The organism is Enterobacter sp. EGD-HP1, assembly GCF_000733275.2.
Lineage (GTDB): Bacteria > Pseudomonadota > Gammaproteobacteria > Enterobacterales > Enterobacteriaceae > Enterobacter.
In genome coordinates, this window is sequence record NZ_AVOP01000004.1 from 1 (window position 1) to 24170 (window position 24170).

Below are 24170 nucleotides of genomic sequence, written 5' to 3' on the forward strand. Positions count from 1 at the left end.
AAAAGCAGTCTTCGGTGGAGCGGTAGTTCAGTCGGTTAGAATACCTGCCTGTCACGCAGGGGGTCGCGGGTTCGAGTCCCGTCCGTTCCGCCACTTATTAAAAGCCCTGAGCTCATGCTCAGGGCTTTTTTCTTATCTGACGTTTAATTATTGCGAAATTAGCAAAAATCCTCTGCGTTTTGCGATCTTTTTCTCTATAACAACGCCAGCGATAATCTTCCTCAGTTTACGAACATAATGATTGAGGAATAGTATGACTCTCCCTGCATTTGGTCTGGGCACTTTCCGCCTGAAAGACGACGTTGTTATCGCATCAGTTAAAACCGCACTCGAGCTGGGCTATCGTGCTGTCGATACGGCGCAGATCTATGAAAACGAAGCTGCCGTTGGACAAGCTCTCGAAGAAAGTGGAGTGCCGCGTAATGAGCTGTTTATCACCACGAAAATCTGGATTGAGAATCTCAGCAAAGATAAGCTGATCCCTAGCCTGAAAGAGAGCCTGAAAAAACTGCGTACTGAATATGTAGATCTGACGCTGATCCACTGGCCATCACCGAATGATGCCGTCTCAGTAGAAGAATTCATGCAGGCCCTTCTGGAAGCGAAAAAGCAGGGCTTAACCCGCGAAATAGGGATCTCCAACTTCACCATTCCGCTGATGGAAAAAGCCATTGCTGCTGTTGGTGCAGAAAATATTGCGACCAACCAGATTGAGCTCTCTCCTTACCTGCAAAACCGCAAAGTCGTGGACTGGGCAAAACAGCACGGTATCCACATCACCTCATACATGACGCTGGCCTACGGTAAGGCGCTGAAAGATGAAGTGATTACGCGTATCGCTGAGAAACACAACGCGACTGCCGCGCAGGTCATTCTGGCATGGGCAATGGGTGAAGGTTATGCCGTGATCCCATCTTCAACTAAACGTGAAAACCTGGCCAGCAACCTGTTAGCAACGGATCTTCAGCTGGATGCTGACGATAAAAAAGCGATCGCAGCCCTGGAGTGCAACGATCGTCTGGTCAGCCCGGAAGGTTTAGCCCCAAACTGGGATTAAGTTTAACTTACCCTCTGTAACCAGAACCCTCACACAGCTCCTCCGGGAGCTGTTTTTATATGCTCGCTCAGGAAGTCAATAAAGGCCCGGATGCGCGTGCTTACCGCTCTGTCACTGTAATACACCGCGCTAAAAGGCATCTCTACCGGCAAACGCTTATCTGCCATTAACTCCACAAGCTCACCGCGCGCAATTTCTTTATCAATCATGTAATCCGACAAACAGGCGATGCCATTCCCGGTAAGGCACAGCTGTTTTAGCGTTTCCCCGCTGTTTGACGATAATCCGCAGGTAATTTCATGAAGTTGACCATCATGACAGGCGACAGGCCAGGTATTTAGCGACACCGGCTCCGTAAAGCCCAGGCACAGATGCTGCTTCAATTCTTTTACCGTCTCCGGCTTACCATGCTCAGCAATATAGTCTGGTGAAGCGATTATTTTGCGGTAGCTGGCAAACAGAGGGCGGGCACGCAAGCTTGAATCTGTCAGGGTTCCCGCCCGGATGGCCACATCCACTTTCCGCTCGATGAGGTTGATAAACGTCTCTGAGGAGACCAGCGAGAGCGTCATCTCCGGATAGCGTTCGCGGAATGGTTTGATCAGCGGCATCAGAAAGTGAAGCACCACCGGCGTGGCCGCATCAATGCGCAGCAATCCACGCGGCGTGCTGCGGGTCTCCATAATCTCCGTCTCCGCTGCAGCCATTTCCTGCAGTACCGACTGTACGCGGCGGAAATAACGCTCTCCTTCTTCCGTCAGGCTCAGCTGCCGCGTCGTTCGGTTGAGCAGACTCACCCCCAGCTTCATCTCCAGTTTTTTTACCGAACGGCTGATGGCTGAATTAGCCTGGCCCAGCTGTTCGGCCGCGCGGCTAAAGCTGCCGCTTTCAACGACGGCGACAAAGATTGTCAGCTCTTCCGATGTTGCTTTCATTTTTGCACCACCTGCAAAATTCTATTGAGATTTTGACCATTTTTGTTATTTAAGCACTGGCGCATACTGCCTGTCATCTTAATCCTGATGATAAGGAGTATTTTATGCCACTGGCGCTACTTGCCCTGACGATCAGTGCCTTTGCAATTGGCACGACCGAATTTGTTATCGTGGGTCTGGTTCCCACTATTGCTAACCAGCTTGCGATCTCGCTGCCCTCAGCCGGGCTGTTGGTGTCTATCTACGCCCTGGGCGTCGCCGTCGGTGCGCCAGTCCTGACGGCCCTGACCGGACGTTTCCCACGTAAGCAGCTGTTAGTCGCGCTGATGGTACTGTTCACCGCCGGCAACATTCTGGCCTGGCAGGCACCGGACTACACCACGCTGGTGATTGCCCGTCTGTTGACCGGCCTTGCACACGGCGTGTTCTTCTCGATTGGTTCCACCATAGCAACCAGCCTGGTACCCAAAGAGAAAGCGGCTTCAGCCATTGCGATCATGTTTGGTGGGCTGACCGTCGCTCTCGTTACGGGCGTACCGCTGGGAACGTTTATCGGACAACACTTCGGCTGGCGCGAAACGTTCCTTGCCGTCTCCTTGCTGGGGGTCATCGCCCTGGTGACCAGCCTGCTGCTGGTTCCGTCGAATATTCCAGGCCGGGCGAGCGCCAGCCTGCGCGATCAGCTGAAGGTGCTCACGCATCCGCGTTTGCTGATTATCTACGCGGTTACGGCACTGGGCTATGGCGGCGTATTCACCGCTTTCACCTTCCTGGCGCCGATGATGCAGGACCTGGCGGGCTTCTCACCCAATGCCGTGAGCTGGATTTTGCTGGGATACGGTATTTCCGTAGCCATAGGCAATATCTGGGGCGGCAAGCTGGCAGATAAGCACGGCGCGGTACCGGCGCTGAAGTTCATCTTCGCCGCCCTGGTTGTTCTGCTGATGATTTTCCAGTTCACGGCTTCGATGCACTACGCCGCGCTGGTCACGGTGCTGGTCATGGGGATCTTTGCCTTTGGTAATGTGCCCGGGCTTCAGGTTTATGTTGTACAGAAAGCCGAGCTCTATACGCCAAATGCGGTGGATGTGGCATCGGGTCTGAACATTGCCGCTTTTAATATTGGCATTGCGCTGGGCTCCATCATTGGCGGACAAACCGTAGCACATGTTGGATTAACCCAGACCCCGTGGATTGGCGCGGTGATTGTCCTGGTGGCCTTCCTGCTTATTGGCCTGAGTGGGCGCCTTGATAAACCTGCTCGCGTCGCGCTGGGTTAACATCAGTAAGTGCTTGCTTACAAAACTGGAAAGCGGTTTCTCAGAAATTGCGTTGAAAGTATGACCTAAAGTCCCTATAACATTAGAACCAGTCCGTTTTCCGGGCTGGTTCATGTTACAGAGGCTGTTTCCAAAAGTGCGAAAAAATACCTATGCCATGCGTTATGTTGCCGGAATGCCCGCGGAGAGGATCTTGCCTCCGGGGTCATTTGCGAGCATAAGCCAGGCATTACCCGCCGGCACACCGTTAAGCAGCGATGAGAAAATCCGTGTACTGGTGTGGAATATCTTTAAGCAGCAGCGTGCCGAATGGTTATCGGTACTCAAGAATTTTGGAAAAGATGCCCACCTGGTTCTGCTCCAGGAGGCGCAAACCACCCCTGAGCTGGTAAGGTTTGCCACCACGAACTATCTTGCCGCCGACCAGGTGCCTGCATTTGTTCTGCCACAACATCCCTCAGGTGTGATGACGCTTTCAGCAGCACATCCGGTCTACTGTTGCCCGCTCCGCGAGCGCGAACCTATCCTGCGTCTGGCGAAATCGGCTCTGGTGACGGTCTATCCGCTGCCGGATACCCGAATGTTGATGGTCGTGAATATCCACGCGGTCAATTTCAGTCTGGGCGTGGATGTCTATAGTAAGCAGTTACTCCCGATTGGCGATCAGATTGCCCATCACAGCGGCCCCATCATTATGGCAGGCGATTTCAATGCCTGGAGCCGTCCGCGCATGAATGCGCTGTATCGCTTTGCGCGTGAAATGTCGCTGCGTGAAGTTCGCTTTAGCGATGACCAGCGTAAAAAAGCCTTTGGTCGTCCTCTCGATTTTGTCTTCTATCGTGGTTTGAGCGTGCATGACGCCTCTGTTCTGGTGACGCGCGCCTCCGATCACAATCCTCTACTAGTTGAATTCAGTCCCGGCAAACCTGATAAATAATGGTGTGTCAGGTCTGCCGTGGGGCAGACCTGCGCGGGTGCTGCCCTTTTATTTTTAACCAACAAAGGACAGTACGATGACAACAACACACTCCCATCATGACAACGTAGAAAAACAGTTTGGTTCTCAGGCAAGTGCCTATCTGAGCAGCACCGTGCATGCTTCTGGCCGCGATCTGGTGCGTCTCGGTGAACGTCTGGCGGCGTTCCCGCAGGCGCACGTGCTGGATTTAGGCTGTGGGGCAGGGCATGCCAGCTTTACGGCTGCGCAGCAGGTCGCTCACGTTACCGCGTATGACTTATCCAGCCAGATGCTGGACGTCGTTGCCGAGGCGGCGAAAGCGAAGGGGCTGGACAATATTGATACGCGGCAGGGCTATGCCGAATCCTTACCTTTTGATGATGCGTCGTTTGAGGTAGTTATCAGCCGTTACTCCGCGCACCACTGGCATGATGTCGGCCAGGCATTACGCGAGGTCAGGCGTGTTCTGAAGCCGGGTGGCATCTTCATTATTATGGATGTGATGTCCCCTGGACATCCGGTGCGCAATATCTGGCTGCAGACGGTCGAAGCGCTGCGCGATACCTCGCACGTGCAAAACTACGCCAGCGGAGAGTGGTTGTCATTTATCACTGAAGCGGGGCTGATCGCGCGCGCGTTGATTACAGACCGCTTACCGCTGGAGTTCAGCTCGTGGATCGCGCGTATGCGCACCCCGGAAGCATTAAGCCAGGCGATCAGGCTGTATCAGGAGAGTGCGTCTGCAGAGGTAAAGGCATACTTTGAACTGCAGGATGATGGCTCCTTTACCAGCGATACCATCATGGCTGAAGCGCAAAAAATGGGATAAACAAAAAAGGCACCGAGGGGAATCGGTGCCTTTTTATCTTTCGATCGTGCTATCAGGAGTCTGGCGTAGCGCTGTTCTTCACAAACAGCGTCAGCTGGTCGCCAGGTTTCAGATTGTCAGTATCATTGTTCCAGCGCATCACATCCTTGATGTTTACGCCGTGTCGTTTTGCGATACTGGACAGTGAATCACCCTTGCGCACGCGATAGGTAATGCTATCGCTGTTGCTGGCGAGACGCTGTGCGCTGCTACCTGCACCCACCGTCAGAGTCTGACCCACTTTCAAGCCGGAGCTGCGCAGATTATTCCACTGCTGCAGATCTTTCGCATTCACGCCAAGACGTGACGCAATGCCCGAAAGCGTATCACCTGAACGAACCTTATAGCTGCGGCTGTTAACTGATGATGCATCCGCGATCAGCGTTGACTGAACGGCGGCGATTTCACCAGAAGCTAAAGACTCACGTAACTGCTCAGCATGTTTCTGCGGAACCATTACATACTGCGGGCCACTTGCCCCCAGGGTTGAGCCTTTAACGCCTGCATTAAAGGTTTTCAATTTACTTACCGACATACCCGTCATATCAGCAACCTGTTGAATATCAACCGGATTACTGAGGCGAACACGCGCCAGTGCACGACTTTCGTCTGGTGTTGGCAGTTGTACACCGTAACGCTTGCTGTTCTTGAGAATATCGCTCAATGCCAGCATTTTCGGTACGTAAATCTTAGTTTCCTGTGGCAGTGAGAGCGACCAAAAATCGGTGGATTTACCCCGTGCTTTATTCGCTTTCATTGCCTTCAGTACACGACCTTCGCCACTATTATACGCTGCGACCGTTAACAGCCAGTCGCCGTCAAACATCTTGTTCAAACGTTGCATCATGTCGAGAGCGGCTGTCGTTGAAGCGACAACATCGCGACGCGCATCATAGTTGCGGGTCTGTTTCAGACCATAGTTTCGCCCGGTGCTCGGAATGATCTGCCAAATGCCTGCGGCATTGGCGCCAGACGTCGCGTGTGGGTCAAAAGCGCTCTCCACTATGGGTAGGAGTACCAGCTCCATAGGCATGTTACGTTTCTTAACTTGCCCGGCTATCCAGTACATATACGGCTCTGCCCGTAACGTTACATCGTGGAGATAGCTCTTATTTCTTAAATACTTCTGTTTCTGTTCGCGAATCCGGGTATTTTCCGGAATTCCCATCTTTAGCTCGTCGCCAATAGAGGTCCACAAGTCTTGATCCTGCGCGAAAGATGTCCCATCGTCCATCCAGCGCGCCGAACTTGCAAACTTCCCTGCTTCCCCTTGACCAGCCGCAGAAAGGCTCTGTGCGTGCTGTTGTACGTTGCTGCCGTTCTGCGACTGGCAACCTACAAGCAGGACAGAGGCGAGTAATATCGCTTTTGCCTTCATGTGTGTGTCAATAGTTGCTTAAAAGACGAGCGATGATAACGGCGAAATTTTGAAAAGGCAACCCGCAATTATCTGAAGTTATCTTTCTTTGACCTTAACCATGCAAATCGTTGTTCTGGTTGTTGCAAATTTGTTTCTTGGTTAATTTTATTAATTAAATCAATATCATCTGTTCGTAGAAATAAATTAATTTGGCGCTCGTTTTTCAGAATTACGGGTAGTGTTTTTTGGTTTTTTGCACGTAACTCCTTCACTTTGTGATAATAATCCTGAATCGCTCGATCCTCGGGTAACAGGCTCACAGCAAACTTCATATTTCCTAATGTATACTCATGGGCGCAACAAATAATCGTTTCATCGGGGAGTGCGTTAATCTTCTGTAAAGACTGGTGCATTTGAGCTGGCGTACCTTCAAACAGTCTTCCGCAGCCGCCGGAGAACAGCGTATCGCCGCAAAAAAGATAAGGCTTACTGTAGAAACACAGATGTCCCAAAGTGTGACCTGGTGTAGCAAATACGGAAAACTCCCACTCGCGTATGAGGATAGTTTCGCCTTCTTCGACTACTTGCGTGATTCCCTTATCTTGTGCCTCTGCCGGTCCGTACACTACCAGATGCGGAAAATGGGTGCGCAGTTCAGGCACGCCGCCAGTATGATCGTGATGGTGATGCGTCAACAGAATGGCTTCTGGCTGCCAGCCGTTCTCTTTTATTGCGCGCAGGACAGGGGTCGATTCTCCGGGATCGACAATGACGCATCGACGGTCGTCGTCAACCAAAACCCAGATGTAATTGTCCTGAAAGGCTGGAATACTGATAAGATTCATACATTACCTCTTATAGCGTGGCGGGTGTTTTGATGAAACCGGCAAGGATACCTCAGACTGTCGCAGCACCGGAACGTTGGGCGGAATTGCCCTGGGGTGAATACTATCGCGAAGCGTTAGAACAACAGCTGAAGCCCTGGCTCGCGAAAATGTATGGCTTTCACCTGCTTAAGATTGGCAATCTCAGCGCGGAAATCAATACCGAAAGCTGCGCTATCTCGCATCAGGTCAACGTCTCTCTCGGCGGATCGCCGGTTCAGGTAAAAGCAGACCCGTTGCATCTGCCGTTTGCGGAAAAATCCGTCGATGCGTGTTTGCTCGCCCACACGATGCCCTGGTGCAGCGATCCGCACCGTCTGCTTCGCGAAGCCGATCGCGTGCTGATTGATGACGGCTGGCTGGTACTCAGCGGATTTAATCCGCTAAGCCTGATGGGCCTGCGTAAGCTGGTACCGGTGCTACGCCGGACTCCACCTTACAACAGCCGGATGTTCACCATGATGCGCCAGCTCGACTGGCTTTCGCTGCTGAACTTTGAAGTGCTCTGCTACGGAGGTTTTCAGGTGCTGCCCTGGGCGCGGCAGGGGGGCGTGGTACTGAGCACCCATCTCCCCGCGTTGGGCTGTTTGCAGTTTATCATCGCGCGTAAGCGAACCATTCCCCTTACGCTTAACCCCATGAAGCAGAGCAAGTCGAAATCGCCCATCCGCCAGACCGTGGGTGCCACGCGGCAGTATAAAAAAACCGATTAAACGTCGGGCTGATAGCCCGCATCTTCATGAGCGGGATTGGATGCCGCAGCGCGCGCCAGTTCGTCGCAGCGTTCGTTTTCCGGGTGGCCTGCGTGGCCTTTAACCCACTCCCACTTAATCTGATGCTGGCCCAGCGCAGCATCAAGACGTTTCCAGAGATCGACGTTCTTGACCGGCTTCTTATCGGCGGTTTTCCAGCCGCGTTTTTTCCAGTTATGGATCCACTGGGTGATCCCCTGACGCACGTACTGGCTGTCGGTGCTTAGCACCACGTCACAATGTTCTTTTAACGCCTCCAGCGCCACGATGGCCGCCATCAACTCCATCCGGTTGTTGGTGGTCAGAAAATAGCCTTCGCTAAAAGTTTTTTCGTGCTGGCGATAGCGCATAATCGCGCCGTAGCCGCCGGGTCCTGGGTTACCGAGACAAGATCCATCGGTGAAAATTTCTACCTGTTTACGCATCTCTGGTAGACTTCCTGTATTCGAAACGTTCAGTTAAACGATAAGTCTGACATAAATGACCGCTATGAGCACTGCAATTACTCGCCAGATTGTCCTCGATACCGAAACCACCGGTATGAACCAGATCGGCGCGCACTACGAAGGGCATAAGATCATCGAGATCGGCGCCGTTGAAGTGGTGAACCGTCGTCTTACGGGGAACAACTTCCACGTCTACCTCAAACCCGATCGGCTGGTGGATCCGGAAGCGTTCGGCGTTCACGGGATTGCCGATGAGTTCTTGCTGGATAAGCCGACTTTTGCTGATGTCGCTGACGAGTTCCTGGAATATATCAAGGGCGCCGAGCTTGTCATCCATAACGCATCGTTCGATATCGGCTTTATGGATTATGAGTTCAGCAAGCTAAATCGTGATATCCCGAAGACGAACACCTTCTGTAAGGTGACGGACAGCCTGGCGCTGGCAAGGAAGATGTTTCCCGGCAAGCGTAACAGCCTTGATGCGCTCTGCTCGCGCTACGAGATAGACAATACCAAGCGAACGCTCCACGGGGCGTTGCTCGATGCCCAGATCCTGGCGGATGTCTATCTGACGATGACCGGCGGGCAGACGTCAATGAAGTTCAGTATGGAAAATGAATCCCAGCAGACGCAAGGCGAAGCGGGCATTCAGCGTGTTGTCCGCCAGGCAAGCCGGTTGCGGGTTGTTTTAGCCAGTGATGAAGAGCTTCATAACCACGAATCCCGGCTTGATCTGGTCCAGAAGAAGGGCGGCAGCTGTATGTGGCGCGCCTGAAAAAACGCCTGAATGCCTGTAAAATCATCGTTTGGGCGATTTTTGCAGCAAACGATTCAAAACGTGAGAAAAAGCGTTGACGAGATCGGAGGCGCACCGTAATATGCGCCTCGTTCCCCAAACGGGAACAGTGGAGCGGTAGTTCAGTCGGTTAGAATACCTGCCTGTCACGCAGGGGGTCGCGGGTTCGAGTCCCGTCCGTTCCGCCACTATTCAGAAGGCCTGAATCAGAAATGATTCAGGCCTTCGTCGTTTCAGCATTCTGTAATCCTATCTTCTCACCCATCGTTAACAAAAAGTTAATACATGTGGTGCAATTAATTAACAATTGCACTGTTGTAGTGCGTTATTTGCACTGATATTGTGCATTTCATCACCACTCCTCTCTTCAGACCGCAGTCAGAATGTTTCTTTCTGTAAAAATAATTCACGCAGAATCATTTGGTTATCTCCCGCCTTCCAAAAAATTACCGAACCAATTGCGTATTGGTTTGGTTATTGCTTAATCATTAGCACGATAAGCTTCATTCCATATCAATAACTTATCGTTAATAAAAATAAAGCAATGATGAAAGCGAGCGAACCAATATGGAAAAACCGTCACGGTTTCTGGCAAATTCCAGCACCGCGCTTGAGCAGCTGCGCGGGCTTATCAACCAGCATGAGTCAACACCAGGCATACCGCTGCCCACGGAACGTGAGTTGTCGGACACTCTCGGCGTAGGACGACGTGAAGTGCGTCGTGCGCTGGACGTGCTGGAAGAAGAGGGGCGCATCTGGCGTAAGCAGGGCAAAGGGACCTTTATTGGCCCGGCGGCACCTGTTGAACCGCTGGCCCTTCAGGGATTGGTTCAGCAGACCAACCTTCTGGAAGTGATGGAAGCTCGTCTACAGCTCGAACCCGGCTTAGCCCGGCTTGCGGCACTGCGTGCCACCAGGGAAAACCTCGCGCTCATGCAGCGCATGCTGGAACGCATCGATAAGGTCAGCCCGGATGACCGCGATCTCAACGAACTCTGGGATAGCGCCTTTCACCGGGCGATTGCCGAGGCGGCGGGCAACCGTCTGATGCTCGGCCTGTTTGATGCCATTGATGCCGTGCGGCGTGAACCGGGCTGGCAGCATCTGCGTGAATTAGCCCGCACCCCCGAACGCGTCGACAGCTATAACGACCATCACCATAAGATCATGTCTGCGATTATCCATCGCCAGCCTAATGAAGCCGCGGCCGCCATGCGCGAACACCTGCTCAGCCTGCAAACCGCCCTGATTCAGGCGATCCACCTTGAGGACGACTTCACGCCATGACGACAATACCCTTTGAGGACGCCACGCCCGTACTGCGAGTGCAAAACCTCAACGTTATGTTTGCTGGCTCTCCGGTGAGCGTACTGGACGGAATTTCCCTGACGGTCAAAGCGGGCGAAACGCTGGCGCTGGTGGGGGAGTCGGGCTGCGGGAAAAGTATCACGTCGCTGGCGCTGATGGGCTTGCTGCCCGCCAGCGCGCAGATTGTCAGCGGTGAGATGCAGTTTCGCCGCCACGATCTGCGAAAGCTCTCGCCGCGGGAATATGCCGACCTGCGCGGCAGCGAGCTGGCGATGATTTTCCAGGAGCCGATGACCTCGCTCAATCCGGCATTTACGCTGGGCGATCAGCTTAGCGAAGCGGTGATGCGGCACCAGAACGTCTCGCGCGCAGAGGCGATGAAGGTCGCGCTGCAGATCCTGGAGAAGGTACAGATTCCGGCGGCAGAAATGCGCCTGAAAGCGTATCCCCACCAGCTTTCCGGCGGCATGCGCCAGCGGGTGATGATTGCGATGGCGCTGATTAACCACCCCAAACTGCTGATTGCTGATGAACCCACCACCGCGCTCGACGTCACCATCCAGGCGCAAATCCTTGCCTTGCTCAACACCTTAAAAGAGGAAACCGGCACGGCGGTGCTGATGATCACCCACGATTTAGGCGTGGTGGCCGAAGTCGCCCAGCAGGTCGCCGTGATGTATGCCGGGCAGGTGGTGGAGCAGGGGAGCGTGGAGGCGATATTCGCCGACCCGCAGCACCCGTACACCATCGGCCTGATGGGCTCGATTCCTTCTCTTGGCGCACGCAAGGGCCAGCTCTCCACCATTCCCGGGTCGGTCTCGCTCCCGGAATCCATGCCGAAAGGCTGCCGTTTTGCCACCCGCTGTCCGTTTGCGCAGTCGCGCTGCCATGATGAAAAACCGCAGCTCGCTGCGCTCGGGGCGGGCCATCAGGTCGCCTGCTTCCGCGTGCCGCTCGAACAGCACATTGCCCTGGGAGAAATCGCATGACCACGCCCATTCTTGAAGCCCGGGACCTCAGCAAGCTTTTCCCCGGCCCCAAAAAGCTCTTTACTCCGGCACGGTTTGTCACGGCGGTCGATCGCGTTTCGCTTGCCGTGATGCCGGGCGAAACGCTGGCGATCGTCGGCGAGTCCGGTTCCGGGAAATCTACGCTCGGTCGTCTCCTGCTTCGCCTGCTGGCTGCCAGCGAAGGGCGCGTGTTTTACCAGGGGGAGGAGATCACCCACGCCTCCGGTGCCCGCCTGAACCAGCTCCGCCGCGAGCTGCAGATCATCTTTCAGGATCCCTTCGCCTCGCTGAACCCGCGCATGACGGTGGAGCAGATCGTCGGTGAGCCGCTGTGGCTGCATCAGAACATGAAAAAAGCGGATCGCCAGTACCGCGTTGCCGAGCTGCTTAAAACCGTTGGCCTGCCTGCCGCCTGGGCCGGGCGCTATCCGCACGAGTTTTCCGGCGGGCAGCGCCAGCGTATCGGCATTGCGCGCGCGCTGGCCTCGGGACCGAAGCTGCTGCTGGGGGATGAGCCGGTCTCCGCGCTGGACGTGTCCGTTCAGGCGCAGGTGGTCAACCTGCTTGAGAGCCTGAAGCATCAGCTTGGGCTGACGATGGTGATTGTCGCCCACGGTCTGGCGGTGATCCGCCATATGAGCGACCGCGTGGCGGTCATGTATCTCGGGCAAATCGTCGAGCTTGCCACCGTGGATGAGATTTTTGACGCGCCGCTGCACCCTTATACCCAGGCGCTGATCGCGTCTGCACCGCAGATGCAGCCGGGCGTTGAGCGCGATGCGCCGCTGCTGCAAGGGGATCTGCCCAACCCGGCCAGCCCGCCGTCCGGCTGCCGTTTCCACACCCGCTGCCCGTACGTTACCGATGAATGCCGCCAGGTCGAGCCGATCAATCAGGTGCTCGACGGCGGACGTCAGGTTGCCTGCCACCGCTGGCAGGAGATCAACCGCGATCGCAGCGTTATCCAGATCGCACCGCCATCCGCCGCTTTCCTGCGCCGCCGCGCGCTGTTTGAACACGCGGCCACTCACTCGTCCCTTCCTTCAAGGAACTCATGATAATGACAATGCGTAATTCTCTTTTGACCGTACTGGGAAGTGTTATGTTGCTTGGCGCGGCGCTGCCCGCCCATTCTGAAAGCGTGCTGCGAATCGGCCTGGGCGCTGACCCGGACATGCTCGACCCGCACCTGGCGCGCACCTACTATGGCCGTTTCGTCTTTGCCTCTCTGTGCGACAGGCTGGTGGACGTGGATGAAAACCTGAAGGTTGTCCCCGGTCTGGCTAAAGACTGGGCGTGGAGCGAGGACGGTAAAACCCTGACGCTCAATCTGCGAGACGGGGTCACCTTCCACGACGGTGAGAAATTCGATGCCGCCGCCGCAAAATACAACCTCGACCGCGCCCTGACCCTGAAAGGCTCCCTGCGTAAGAGCGAGATCTCCTCCGTTGAATCGGTAGAGGTCACCGGCCCGATGCAGATTGCTCTACACCTGAAAACGCCCGATGCCGCGCTGCTGATGCAGCTTACCGACCGCGCGGGCGCAATGATGGCCCCCGAGGCGGCGAAAAAGCCTGACTTTGCCGCCCATCCGGTCTGTTCCGGCCCGTATAAATTCGACAGCCGCGTGTCCCAGGACCGCATCGTTCTGACCCGTTTCGACAACTACTGGAACAAAAACGCCTACCACTTCGAAAAAATCATCTATCTGCCGATCCCGGATGCCTCCGTGCGCCTCGCGAACCTGCGCGCGGGCGATCTCGACCTGACCGAAGGCATCGCCGCCAGCGACGTTAAAACCGTCGAAGCCGACAGCAAGCTGGCGCTGGCGAAGGTGACCGGTCTGGGCTATCAGGGCATCACCTTCAACATCAACAACGGCAAGGTGCCGGCGAACGATCCGTTCAAGGACGCTCGCGTGCGCGAGGCGTTTTCTCAGGCCATTGACCGCGATGCCTTAAACCAGGTGGTCTTCGAAGGGCTCTACACTCCGGCAAACCAGGCGTTTTCACCGGTCAGCCCGTATCACGTTAACCTGCCGGTCCCGCCGCGCGATGTCGACAAAGCGAAAGCCTTGCTGAAAGCCGCAGGCGTCACCGCGCCGCTGACCGTCAACCTGCTGGTGCCGAACAACCCGACCTCGCAGCAGGTGGGCCAGGTACTGCAGGCGATGGTGGCTGAGGCCGGATTTAACCTGAACCTGCAGATGACCGAATTCGCCACGCTGCTCGATCGTCAGCAGAGCGGCGACTACCAGCTGAGCTTCTCAGGCTGGTCGGGACGCCCGGATCCGGACGGCAGCATCTACGGCTTTATCAACAGCAAAGGCACCCTGAACGACGGCCGCTACAGCAACGCGCAGGTCGATGAGTGGCTGACCCAGGCGCGCCAGAGCACCGACCAGGCCGCCCGCCAGCCGCTGTATGACAAGGTGGTGAAGCAGCTCCAGACCGACATGCCGATTGCCTACCTCTACTTCGAGCCGCGCATTTTCGGCCTGAACAAAAGCGTGCAGGGCTTTAAGCCTTACCCGGACGGCATCGTGCGTCTGGCGGGTTTGACGCTGGCGAAATAAACGTCCTGAGGAGAACCCATGCTGGAACTGATTTGCAAACGCCTGCTGCTGGCCGTCCCGACGCTATTGCTGGTGAGCATGATGGTGTTCGGACTGCAAAAGCTGCTGCCCGGCGACCCGCTGATCGCCATGGCCGGGGAGGAGCGCGATCCGGCGGTCATCGCCCAATTGCGTGCGGAGCTGAACCTCGATGCGCCGATCCCCGTGCAGTATTTCCACTGGCTGACGCGCGCGCTGCAGGGCGATCTGGGCGTCTCCTTACGCACGCACGAACCGGTGACGCAGCTGATCGCCAGCAAGCTGCCGGTCACGCTGGAGCTGTCCCTGCTGGCGATGATCATCGCGCTGGTGTTTGGCATCAGCATGGGGATCCTCGCGGCGGTGAACAAAAACAGCTGGGTCGATCACGGGGCGAACTTCGTGGCGATCTCGGGGATCTCGATCCCGCACTTCTGGCTGGGCATCCTGCTGATTCTGGTCTTTTCTGTAAACCTGCAGTGGCTGCCCGCGTCCGGCTACGTGCCGTTCAGTGAAGATCCGCTTCAGAACCTGCGCACGCTGCTGTTGCCCGCGTCCGTGCTCGGAACCGGCCTCGCGGCAACGCTGATGCGCCACACCCGCGCGTCGATGATTGCGGTCCTGAAGGCGGATTACATCCGCACCGCGCGGGCGAAAGGGCTGCTGCCGAAAGCGGTGATCTTAAAGCACGCGTTTCGCAACGCGCTGGTGCCGGTGATCACCCTCACCACGCTGCTGTTCGGCGAACTGCTGGGCGGCGCGGTGCTGACCGAGCAGGTTTTCACCATTCCGGGCTTCGGCAAGATGATCGTCGACTCGGTATTCAACCGTGACTACGCGGTGGTGCAGGGCGTGGTGCTGATCGTGGCAATCGGCTTCCTGATGCTCAACCTGCTGGCCGACGTGCTCTACGTCCTTATCAACCCGAAAATGCGAGGTTAACCATGGCGGAACTGACGACGCAAACCGTTACGCCCGCGCTGCCGCGCGCGCAGAATCGGGTGCTTAAGAAATTCCTCGGCAATAAAAGCGCGGTCATTGGCGCGGTGGTGGTGGGGTTCTTTGTGCTGGTGGCGCTGCTGGCACCGTGGATTGCCCCGTTCGATCCGGTTAAAGCCAACTTCCTGGCGGTGCGCAAAGCGCCGTCGGCGATGTACTGGTTCGGCACCGACGAGCTGGGGCGCGACATTTTATCCCGCATTATCTGGGGGGCGCGTACCTCGCTGATGGCGGGCTGTATGTCGGTGGTGATTGCGGTGGTTATCGGCGTGCCGCTGGGGCTGGTGGCGGGCTACTTCCAGAAGATGTGGGACGGCGTGATCTCGCGCTTTATCGAGGCGCTGCTGGCCTGTCCGTTCCTGATCATGGCGATCGCGCTGGGGGCGTTTTTGGGCCCGAGCCTGACCAACGCCATGATCGCCATCGGTCTTTCGGCGATGCCGATCTTCGCCCGCCTGACGCGCGGCCAGGTGATCGCTATTCGCAACGAAGAGTACATCGACGGCGCACGGGCGATTGGCCTGCCGGATCGCTGGATCATCATTAAATACGTCCTGCCGAACGTGATGTCGCCGATCCTCGTGCAGGCCACGCTGGCGATTGCCTCGGCGATTATCGCCGAAGCCAGCCTGTCGTTTTTGGGGCTGGGGCAGCAGCCGCCTAATCCGTCCTGGGGCTCCATGCTCAACACCGCGAAAGGGTTTCTGGAGCAGGCGCCGTGGATGTCCGTTTTCCCCGGCGTGGCGATTTTCCTCGCCGTGCAGGGCTTTAATCTACTCGGCGACGGGCTGCGCGATGCGCTCGATCCGCGCCACGACTAAGGAGTCATGATGACCAAAGCGCTTGATTTTACGTCCGGTTACGCTTCACGACGCCCGCCGATGCTGGGCCATAACGCGGTTGCCACGTCGCAGCCGCTGGCGGCGCAGGCGGGAATGAAGATGCTGCAGCTGGGCGGGAATGCCGTCGATGCAGCCATTGCCACCGCGATGGCGCTGACGGTGGTTGAGCCGACCGGCAACGGGATCGGCAGCGACGCCTTTGCCATCGTCTGGGACGGTGAAACGCTTCACGGCCTCAACGCATCAGGCCGCTCGCCGGCGAGCTGGCATGCGGATCTGTTTGCCGGTAAAACCGCGGTGCCGGAAATCGGCTGGGACGCGGTGACCGTGCCGGGGGCGGTATCCGGCTGGGTCGCCCTGGCGGAACGCTTCGGCACGCTGCCGCTGACCACGCTGGCGCAGCCAGCCATTGACTACGCGCGCAACGGTTTCCCGGTCTCCCCGCTGATTGGCCATCTCTGGCAGCGAGGCTATAGCAAGCTGAAAGATCAGCCGGGCTTCAGCGCCTGCTTCGCGCCGGAAGGCCGCGCCCCGCGCGTGGGGGAAATCTTCCGCAACCCGGCGCAGGCGAACTCGCTGGAGCTGATTGCGAAAACCAACGGCGAAGCCTTTTACCGCGGCGAGCTGGCGCAGAAAATCGCTGCTTTTGCCAAAGAACACGGCGCGCACCTGACGGCTGAGGATCTGGCAAAGCATCGTGTGGACTGGGTAGACTTACTGTCGCGTGACTTCGCGGGCGGCTCGGTGCAGGAGCTGCCGCCAAACGGCCAGGGGATCGCCACGCTGATTGCGCTGGGCATTCTTGAGCAGTGCGGCATTGAGAAGCATCATCCGGATTCCGTGCAGTCCCTGCACCTGTCCATCGAGGCGATGAAGCTGGCGCTGGCGGATCTCGACCGCTACGTGGCGGATGAAGAACACATGGCGTTCGCGGCGCAAGAGCTGCTGAGCGACCCTTATCTGAAGTCGCGCGCGGCGCTTATCGATCACGATAAGGCCTCTGATTTTGTCTACGGTTCCCCGACGCAGAGCGGTACGGTTTACGTCAGCACCGCCGACGCCAGCGGGATGATGGTCTCGTTTATTCAGTCCAACTATATGGGCTTTGGATCAGGCATCGTGGTGCCGGATACCGGGATCAGCCTGCAAAACCGGGGCTGCGGGTTTGTGCTGGATCCCAATCACCCGAACGCGCTGGCGGGCAGCAAGCGCCCGTTCCATACCATCATTCCGGGCTTTGCGATGGACGGCAACGGCCAGCCGCTGATGTCCTTTGGCGTGATGGGCGGCCCGATGCAGGCGCAGGGGCACATGCAGATGGCGCTGCGCATTATGCTGCACGGACAAAACCCGCAGGCAGCGATTGACGCCCCGCGCTGGCGCGTGGTGCAGGGCAGGGAGGTGATTGTTGAATCGACCTTCGATCGCAATACGATTGCCGCGCTGCGCGAGCGCGGGCATCAGATCGTGGTGGAAGATCCGCTTCAGGATTACAACTTTGGCGGGGCGCAGGTGATCTATCGCCTGCCGGAAGGGCACTACGTGGCCGCGACGGAAAGCCGCAAAGACGGGCAGGCGTTGGTGAGTTAATTAACGCCTGATGGCGCTGTGCTTTTGTAGGCCGGGTAAGGCGTAGCCGCCACCCGGCTTTTATTCACCCAATGCTAAACGGATCCGCATCCTGCCACGCCGGAAACTTCTCCCGGTATTCCTTCAGCGCCGTCAACGACAGCTCCGCATCAATGCGCGTCGCCTGGTGGGGCTCGGCGGTGGCAATGATCTCGCCCTGCGGATTCACCACCCGGCTGTCGCCGCGGTAGTGATGCCCGTTGCCGTCCGTTCCCACGCGGTTACAGCCCACCACGTACGCCTGGTTCTCAATCGCCCGCGCCACCAGCAGCGACTGCCAGTGCAGGGAGCGCGGCGCAGGCCAGTTGGCGACATACAGCGCCAGGTCGTAATCGTTGCGGTTGCGCGACCACACCGGGAAGCGCAGGTCGTAACAGACCAGCGGCAAAATACGCCAGCCGCGCCACTCGAACACCAGGCGCTCGTGACCCGCTTCATAATGATGATGCTCATCCGCCATGCGGAACAGGTGGCGTTTATCGTAAAAATGCACTTTCCCTTCCGGCTCCACCAGCAGGAAGCGGTTCACCGGCCCGCGCTCCGTTTGCAGCGCCGCGCTACCCGCGATCAGCGCGTTGGTCTGCTGCGCTTTGGCATGCATCCAGGCGACCACCTCATCCTGCGGCATTGACTGCTGTGCCGCTTCCATGGCGAAGCCGGTCGTGAACATCTCCGGCAGGACAATCACATCACGCCCGGTGATGCCTTCCAGTTGACGATCAAAGTGGCGCAGGTTGGCGGGGCCGTCCATCCACACTAAAGGTTGCTGCAAAATCGAAATCTTCAAACCAGGCACGATACAGACTCCTCAAACGACCACTTTTTGACACTGTAGCACGACATAACCAGAAAATGTGGCAATAAAAAACCCCGCTCAGGGCGGGGTTTGTTTAAGCGAAACGCGTTATGCCGCTTCAGGTTTGCGGTGCTTCTCCGGGAGCTTTACCGGCTGCGTCGCCAGCTCGTTGTAACCTTAAAATATTATTTTATTTATACGTAATTTATTCACTATCATTTGTCATAAATAATAATGAATATTTTGGAGTTAATCATACATGATGCGAATATCAAAATGGGGTAATTTAATATTAATCAATGGCTTAGGTATGCCTATGTGTTTGCACATCAACTAATTAGGTAAAATTATGAAAGCGGTTTCATTTATAAGTGTTTGGTCACATTTTTTTTGTTAATTTTTACAATATATTAGCTATAAACACGATGAGTATAATTACTCAGCACATTATATATCTTATAACGCTAAATAAGAGAACCAGAATGGCTAAAAAAAGAATAGATATAAATATTTATTTATTGAAAGAAAAATGTGGTGGGAAAGAGTTTTGGGATGATAAAGAGTTTATTGCTAAAATATCTGGAGCCGGTTCGTCCTCAAGAAAAATATCGACTCGTAAGCATTTGGTAAATAAAGAGGGGATAGAGGGTGTACTTTATGTTAAAAGTCCTATAAAGAAGACTAGTCCTGAATGGCTTGAATTTATTCAACCTGCATTGGGCGATAAAGTGAACACTAATCAATGGAAAAATCAATCAATTTCAGCATTGTTAGTTATTCAAAAACATTCCAGACAATTTGCTATTGCTTTCGGTCACGGTCGACATTTACTTGAGTCAAGGGTAATTGAGGATAGATTCGGTATTAAGGTTGTGCTTAATAGTGTATTACCAGATAAAATTAGATCCATGGATCGCCAAACTTTTGAAGCATCCCCTAAAATTAGCAGAGTGCAAGCTATCAAAGCTTCATCTGTATCAGATTATTCAATTAATCCTGAGCAAGATTTATTAAGGGCTTTAGTTGGTGATACAAAGGAACCATATGCTGACTTGTTTGGGAAGGTAATTGCAGGAATAGATTCTTTTAAAGCATCTATTCCAACAGAGTTAAATAAGCTTAATGATTTTTTATCATTAATATTGGAGCGCTCAAAGTCTAAAGATTATTTAGATAAAACTATAGATGGACAACCAAGTGAATTTTCTTGGGTTGAAAATTTAACTCCGGTTAAGAATAAGGAGCAAATTGAACAGTTGGAAGCAATACTATGTAAAGAAATTTCATCCGGAGTAAATAAAAATATTTGGTTAGCTATACCAGAAATTCTTGAATGGTCGGGCTTGAGAGGGTTTAAGTATAAGAAAAATATAACAGATGAAGAAATTTATGAAGTATTAGATCTTGAGTTGTTTATAAGTACCTTTGAGAAAGGTTTTTCAATTGAAGCATTAAAAAGAAGAGATGTCTTTGTTGTTTATTCAAATGAAGTGCCGGACAAATCGTTCCCTGCTTATAAATGTCTTTATTGCGAAATTAAGCAGGGTAATGAACTGTTTATATTAAATGGAGGGAGTTGGTATCAGGTTGATAATACTTTCCAGGATATGGTTGAACGATATTACCGTTCTTTGCCAATAAAGAAATTCGAATTACCATTTGTGGAATATCATCATTCTGGTGAAGGCGATTATAATGAATACATATGCAAACAAAAAAATAGTGAATATCATATGTTTGACAGGCAGTTGGTTCAATATGGAGGGAGTTATGACAAAATAGAAGTGTGTGATATTTTTAAAGTAAAGGGTGAAAATTCTGTGGGTGAATTTATCCATGTAAAACGCGGGCGCAGTTCATCATCGTTAAGCCATCTTTTTTCTCAAGGTTATGTGGCTTCTACTTTAATGGTAAGGGAGTCGGGGTTTGTAAGTAAGCTAAATGAACAGCTTTTAACAAAGGATGTTTTGGAGTTCCCTGTCAAATTTGAAGCAAGAGGCTATGACGTTATTTTTGCTATTGTAGATGGAGCGAAGGAAAAAGATCTCGACATTCCATTTTTCAGTAAGGTGACATTGCAAAATATTGGTAAAACTATTTCATCCTATGGTTATGTAGTTAAGTTAATGCATATCCCTGAATCTGCTGAGTATCTTGAGAAGGTTACAGAGAAAAAACGACAAGCTGCAGAGGCAAAAAAAGCTAAGCAAAAGTTACCCAGAAAGCTTAAAGAAAAGAAAGCTCGAGTGGTTAAATCAAAAGCAGCCTGAGCTTTAATTAATTTTTTAAAATATAATGACTAAGCACAAATTCTATTTTTATTAAAAAACCCCGCGCGAGGCGGGGTTTGTACAAGCGAAACGCGTTATGCCGCTTCAGGTTTGCGGTGCTTCTCCGGCAGCTTTACCGGCTGCGTCGCCAGCTCTTCCGGTTCGAAGTCATCAACGTTAATGCTGCGCAGACGGCTCTCTTCGGCTTTCACCAGCAGCGCGGCTTCATCTTTATTGATAATGCCACCGGCCAGCGCCTGTTTTGCCAGTTCGTCCAGACGGGTAAACGGCAGGTTTTTGCCCAGCTGTTTACAGATTTTCTGGTGAATCGGGTCTGCGGCCATCACGTCCAGCAGCGCCTCTTCCAGCAGGCCCACCGGGTTATGCGGCGTTGGAGCCAGATACTGACCACGACCGATACGGGAGCGGGTTGCGCTCGGTACCTGCAGGATCTTCGCCACCTTATGGTCCAGCTTGTCGGACGGCGCCAGGTGGTGACGACCGGTCGGGAAGATCACCGCGCGCAGGGCGCCCGCCACGAAGCGGTTCGGGAAGTTCGCCAGCAGGTCGTCAATCGCCTGTTCAGCCTGATACATCGCATCCTGAACGCCCCAGTGCACCAGCGGCAGATCCGCTTCCTGACGGCCTTCGTCGTCGTAACGCTTCAGGACCGCCGAAGCCAGGAAGATCTGGCTCAGCACATCCCCCAGACGGGCAGAGATACGTTCGCGACGCTTCAGGCTACCGCCCAGCACCGCCATGGAGACGTCAGACAGCAGAGCCAGGTTGGCGCTCAGACGGTTCAGATGCTGGTAATAACGTTTGGTCGCATCGCCGGTCGGCGTCGCGCTGGTAAGACCGCGCGTCAGGCCCAGCCAGAAGCTGCGCACCTTGTTGCTGCCCACGTGACCGATATGTTTGAACAGCAGCTTATCGAAGGCATCCACGTCGTTGTTCTGCGCGGCGGCCATCTCTTCCAGAACGTACGGATGGCAGCGAATTGCGCCCTGGCCGAAGATCATCATGCTGCGGGTCAGGATGTTTGCCCCTTCCACGGTGATGGCAATCGGTGCGCCCTGATAGCCGCGCGCCAGGAAGTTGCCTTCGCCGAGCATAATTCCTTTACCGCCTGCGATATCCATTGCGTCAATGATCGACTGCTGCGCGCGGTGGGTACAGTGGTACTTCACAATCGCGGAAAGCACGGCCGGTTTTTCGCCCAGCATGATGCCGTAGGTAATCAGGGAAGCAGCGGCGTCCATCACGTAGGCGTTGCCCGCGATACGCGCCAGCGGCTCTTCGATACCTTCCATCTTGCCGATGGAGATTTTGAACTGACGGCGGATGTGGGCGTAAGCGCCAATCCCCATCGCCACAGATTTCAGACCACCGGTTGAGTTCGACGGCAGGGTAATGCCGCGGCCCACGGACAGACATTCCACCAGCATACGCCAGCCCTGACCGGCCATTTTCGGACCGCCGATGATGTAGTCAATCGGTACAAAGATGTCCTGACCGCGGGTCGGACCGTTCTGGAACGGCACGTTCAGCGGGAAGTGACGACGACCAATTTCAACGCCTGGGGTAGAGGTTGGGATCAGCGCACAGGTGATGCCCAGATCTTCCTCTCCGCCCAGCAATTTTTCAGGGTCAGAGAGCTTAAAGGCCAGACCCAGCACGGTGGCGATTGGCGCCAGGGTGATATAACGCTTGTTCCAGGTCAGGCGCATGCCCAGTACCTGTTCGCCTTGCCATTCACCCATGCAGACCACGCCGGTATCCGGGATCGCGCCCGCATCGGAGCCTGCTTCCGGGCTGGTCAGCGCGAAGCAAGGGATTTCCTGACCGCGTGCCAGACGCGGCAGGTAGTGATCTTTTTGCTCTTCGGTACCGTAATGCTGCAGCAGTTCGCCCGGGCCTAAAGAGTTAGGCACGCCAACGGTAATGGCCAGGATCCCGGAGACGCCCGCCAGTTTTTGCAGGACGCGAGCCTGAGCGTAAGCGGAGAACTCCAGGCCGCCGTACTCTTTCTTGATGATCATCGCGAAGAAGCGATGTTCTTTCAGATACGCCCACAGCTCTGGCGGCAGGTCGGCCATTTCATGGGTGATGGCAAAGTCGTTGGCCATGCGGCACGCTTCTTCCACCGGGCCGTCAATAAAGGCCTTCTCTTCTGCGGTCAGGCGCGGCTGCGGGTAGTTGTGCAGCTTTTTCCAGTCCGGGTTGCCCTGGAACAGGTCGCCTTCCCACCAGGTGGTGCCCGCATCAATCGCTTCTTTCTCGGTGCGCGACATGGGCGGCATCACTTTGCGGAAGCCTTTGAACACCGGCGCAGAGATCATTGATTTACGCATCGGGGCAAAGTTAAACGGCAGAAGAATAATGGCAAGAGGGACTAAAAGCCAGATATTCCAGAGGCCTGCGACGCCAAGCGCAGCAGTCCAGGCCAGAAGAATCAGGCTGCTCAGGAATAAACTTACGCGGTGATAGAACAGCACACCGAGCAGAACAACGGTTGCGAGAATGCTCAAAATCATCATAAAGAAAAGCTCCCTTGCTTGTAGGAGGTCTGACCACTTGTGATGATATGGTTGTAGTTGATGTAAATTCCTTTAGCAATGTGTTTACAAAATAATTACAACCTGGTTCACATTGTTCGTGTTTTAGCCGGCACAAAAAATCAAAACGCCGGACGTTTCGCAAGGCTTTAGCTTCTCGCTTTTCCCGCTATCCGGTACACTCCACTGTGTTATTTCATCAATACTGAAGGATTATCCTCATGTACCAGGATCTTATTCGTAACGAACTGAACGAAGCGGCGGAAACGCTGGCAAACTTTCTGAAAGATGATGCCAATATTCACGCTATTCAGCGCGCAGCGGTCCTGCTGGCCGACAGCTTCAAAGCCGGTGGCAAAGTGCTCTCCTGCGGTAACGGCGGTTCCCACTGTGACGCCATGCACTTTGCAGAAGAGCTGACCGGACGCTATCGCGAAAACCGCCCGGGCTACCCGGCGATTGCGATTTCCGACGTGAGCCACATCTCCTGCGTAGGCAACGACTTCGGTTACGACCACATCTTCTCCCGCTACGTTGAAGCCGTAGGCCGTGAAGGCGACGTGCTGCTGGGGATCTCTACCTCCGGCAACTCCGGCAACGTGATCAAAGCGATCGCCGCCGCGCGTGAAAAGGGGATGAAAGTCATCACCCTGACCGGTAAAGATGGCGGTAAGATGGACGGTACGGCTGACGTTGAAATCCGCGTTCCGCACTTCGGTTATGCTGACCGTATTCAGGAAATTCACATCAAAGTGATCCACATCCTGATCCAGCTGATCGAAAAAGAGATGGTTAAGTAAGACTTCGCTGGGGGGCACCGGTGCCCCCC

General features: G+C 54.7%; 21 protein-coding genes and 2 tRNA genes. 17 read left to right on the top strand and 6 right to left on the bottom strand.

Annotated features, from left to right (window positions below):
• Positions 1–16: 16 nt before the first annotated feature.
• Both N037_RS05260 and dkgB read left to right on the top strand, forming a co-directional pair.
• Positions 17–93: transfer RNA gene (locus tag N037_RS05260), tRNA-Asp, on the top strand.
• A gap of 160 nt (positions 94–253) precedes the next feature.
• Positions 254–1057, top strand: a complete 804-nt coding sequence (gene dkgB, locus N037_RS05265; RefSeq protein ID WP_032639526.1) for a 2,5-didehydrogluconate reductase DkgB — start codon at positions 254–256, stop codon at positions 1055–1057.
• Between the two features lie 29 nt (positions 1058–1086).
• On the opposite strand, the gene yafC is transcribed toward dkgB, so the two are convergent.
• Positions 1087–1992: a DNA-binding transcriptional regulator YafC gene (yafC, locus tag N037_RS05270; protein WP_032639528.1), complete on the bottom strand. Its 906-nt coding sequence runs from the start codon at positions 1990–1992 to the stop codon at positions 1087–1089.
• Positions 1993–2096: 104 nt separating this feature from the next.
• Here yafC and N037_RS05275 point away from each other — a divergent pair, with 104 nt between their 5' ends.
• The 3 genes from N037_RS05275 to N037_RS05285 all read left to right on the top strand — a co-directional run bounded on the left by N037_RS05275 (position 2097) and on the right by N037_RS05285 (position 5059).
• Entirely contained in the window at positions 2097–3272 is a 1176-nt protein-coding gene (locus N037_RS05275) for an MFS transporter (protein ID WP_032639530.1), read from the top strand.
• Positions 3273–3408: 136 nt separating this feature from the next.
• Positions 3409–4209, top strand: coding sequence for an endonuclease/exonuclease/phosphatase family protein (locus tag N037_RS05280; protein ID WP_024909448.1), 801 nt, complete (start codon positions 3409–3411; stop codon positions 4207–4209).
• A 76-nt stretch (positions 4210–4285) separates the two neighbouring features.
• A complete protein-coding gene (locus N037_RS05285; RefSeq protein WP_032639532.1) occupies positions 4286–5059 on the top strand; it encodes a class I SAM-dependent methyltransferase in 774 nt (257 codons plus the stop codon).
• A 52-nt stretch (positions 5060–5111) separates the two neighbouring features.
• Here the strand turns inward: N037_RS05285 and mltD are convergent, their stop codons facing one another.
• Together mltD and gloB are read right to left on the bottom strand one after the other, a co-directional pair.
• On the bottom strand, positions 5112–6476 hold the full coding sequence (gene mltD, locus N037_RS05290) for a murein transglycosylase D (protein WP_023334596.1): 1365 nt from the start codon (positions 6474–6476) through the stop codon (positions 5112–5114).
• A 68-nt stretch (positions 6477–6544) separates the two neighbouring features.
• A complete protein-coding gene (gene gloB, locus N037_RS05295) occupies positions 6545–7303 on the bottom strand; it encodes a hydroxyacylglutathione hydrolase (protein ID WP_032639534.1) in 759 nt (252 codons plus the stop codon).
• 32 nt (positions 7304–7335) lie between these two features.
• On the opposite strand from gloB, the gene N037_RS05300 reads away from it, so the two are divergent.
• Positions 7336–8055 carry a class I SAM-dependent methyltransferase gene (locus N037_RS05300; RefSeq protein WP_032639536.1) on the top strand — a complete coding sequence of 240 codons (720 nt, stop codon included), beginning with the start codon at positions 7336–7338 and terminating at the stop codon, positions 8053–8055.
• On the opposite strand, the gene rnhA is transcribed toward N037_RS05300, so the two are convergent.
• Positions 8052–8519, bottom strand: a complete 468-nt coding sequence (gene rnhA / locus N037_RS05305) for a ribonuclease HI (RefSeq protein ID WP_023334599.1) — start codon at positions 8517–8519, stop codon at positions 8052–8054. The two genes, N037_RS05300 and rnhA, sit on opposite strands and share 4 nt — an antisense overlap.
• 64 nt (positions 8520–8583) lie before the next feature.
• Here rnhA and dnaQ point away from each other — a divergent pair, with 64 nt between their 5' ends.
• The 9 genes from dnaQ to N037_RS05350 all read left to right on the top strand — a co-directional run bounded on the left by dnaQ (position 8584) and on the right by N037_RS05350 (position 17678).
• The gene (dnaQ, locus tag N037_RS05310) at positions 8584–9315 is read left to right on the top strand and encodes a DNA polymerase III subunit epsilon (RefSeq protein ID WP_055726119.1); all 732 of its coding nucleotides are present in this window, start codon (positions 8584–8586) and stop codon (positions 9313–9315) included.
• A gap of 132 nt (positions 9316–9447) precedes the next feature.
• A tRNA-Asp gene (locus N037_RS05315) sits at positions 9448–9524 on the top strand.
• A gap of 379 nt (positions 9525–9903) precedes the next feature.
• Positions 9904–10623, top strand: coding sequence for a FadR/GntR family transcriptional regulator (locus N037_RS05320; protein ID WP_023334601.1), 720 nt, complete (start codon positions 9904–9906; stop codon positions 10621–10623).
• A complete protein-coding gene (locus N037_RS05325; RefSeq protein ID WP_032639539.1) occupies positions 10620–11633 on the top strand; it encodes an ABC transporter ATP-binding protein in 1014 nt (337 codons plus the stop codon). Before N037_RS05320 ends, N037_RS05325 begins: the two co-directional genes overlap by 4 nt.
• Positions 11630–12712 (top strand): ABC transporter ATP-binding protein, encoded by a 1083-nt coding sequence (locus N037_RS05330; RefSeq protein WP_032639541.1) that lies wholly within the window; start codon positions 11630–11632, stop codon positions 12710–12712. Before N037_RS05325 ends, N037_RS05330 begins: the two co-directional genes overlap by 4 nt.
• 2 nt (positions 12713–12714) lie before the next feature.
• Complete coding sequence (locus N037_RS05335) at positions 12715–14229, top strand: ABC transporter substrate-binding protein (protein ID WP_072163891.1); 1515 nt, start codon at positions 12715–12717, stop codon at positions 14227–14229.
• Between the two features lie 18 nt (positions 14230–14247).
• Entirely contained in the window at positions 14248–15189 is a 942-nt protein-coding gene (locus N037_RS05340; RefSeq protein ID WP_008500268.1) for an ABC transporter permease, read from the top strand.
• 2 nt (positions 15190–15191) lie between these two features.
• The gene (locus N037_RS05345) at positions 15192–16067 is read left to right on the top strand and encodes an ABC transporter permease (protein WP_032639545.1); all 876 of its coding nucleotides are present in this window, start codon (positions 15192–15194) and stop codon (positions 16065–16067) included.
• A 9-nt stretch (positions 16068–16076) separates the two neighbouring features.
• Positions 16077–17678 carry a gamma-glutamyltransferase family protein gene (locus tag N037_RS05350; RefSeq protein ID WP_032639547.1) on the top strand — a complete coding sequence of 534 codons (1602 nt, stop codon included), beginning with the start codon at positions 16077–16079 and terminating at the stop codon, positions 17676–17678.
• A gap of 64 nt (positions 17679–17742) precedes the next feature.
• On the opposite strand, the gene N037_RS05355 is transcribed toward N037_RS05350, so the two are convergent.
• Positions 17743–18513, bottom strand: a complete 771-nt coding sequence (locus N037_RS05355) for an amidohydrolase (RefSeq protein WP_023334607.1) — start codon at positions 18511–18513, stop codon at positions 17743–17745.
• Positions 18514–18995: 482 nt separating this feature from the next.
• On the opposite strand from N037_RS05355, the gene N037_RS05360 reads away from it, so the two are divergent.
• A complete protein-coding gene (locus tag N037_RS05360) occupies positions 18996–20783 on the top strand; it encodes a TIGR04141 family sporadically distributed protein (protein ID WP_032639549.1) in 1788 nt (595 codons plus the stop codon).
• Between the two features lie 95 nt (positions 20784–20878).
• On the opposite strand, the gene fadE is transcribed toward N037_RS05360, so the two are convergent.
• Positions 20879–23323 carry an acyl-CoA dehydrogenase FadE gene (gene fadE, locus N037_RS05365; protein WP_032639551.1) on the bottom strand — a complete coding sequence of 815 codons (2445 nt, stop codon included), beginning with the start codon at positions 23321–23323 and terminating at the stop codon, positions 20879–20881.
• Positions 23324–23562: 239 nt separating this feature from the next.
• On the opposite strand from fadE, the gene lpcA reads away from it, so the two are divergent.
• Positions 23563–24141, top strand: a complete 579-nt coding sequence (gene lpcA / locus N037_RS05370; RefSeq protein WP_010427884.1) for a D-sedoheptulose 7-phosphate isomerase — start codon at positions 23563–23565, stop codon at positions 24139–24141.
• Positions 24142–24170 lie beyond the last annotated feature (29 nt).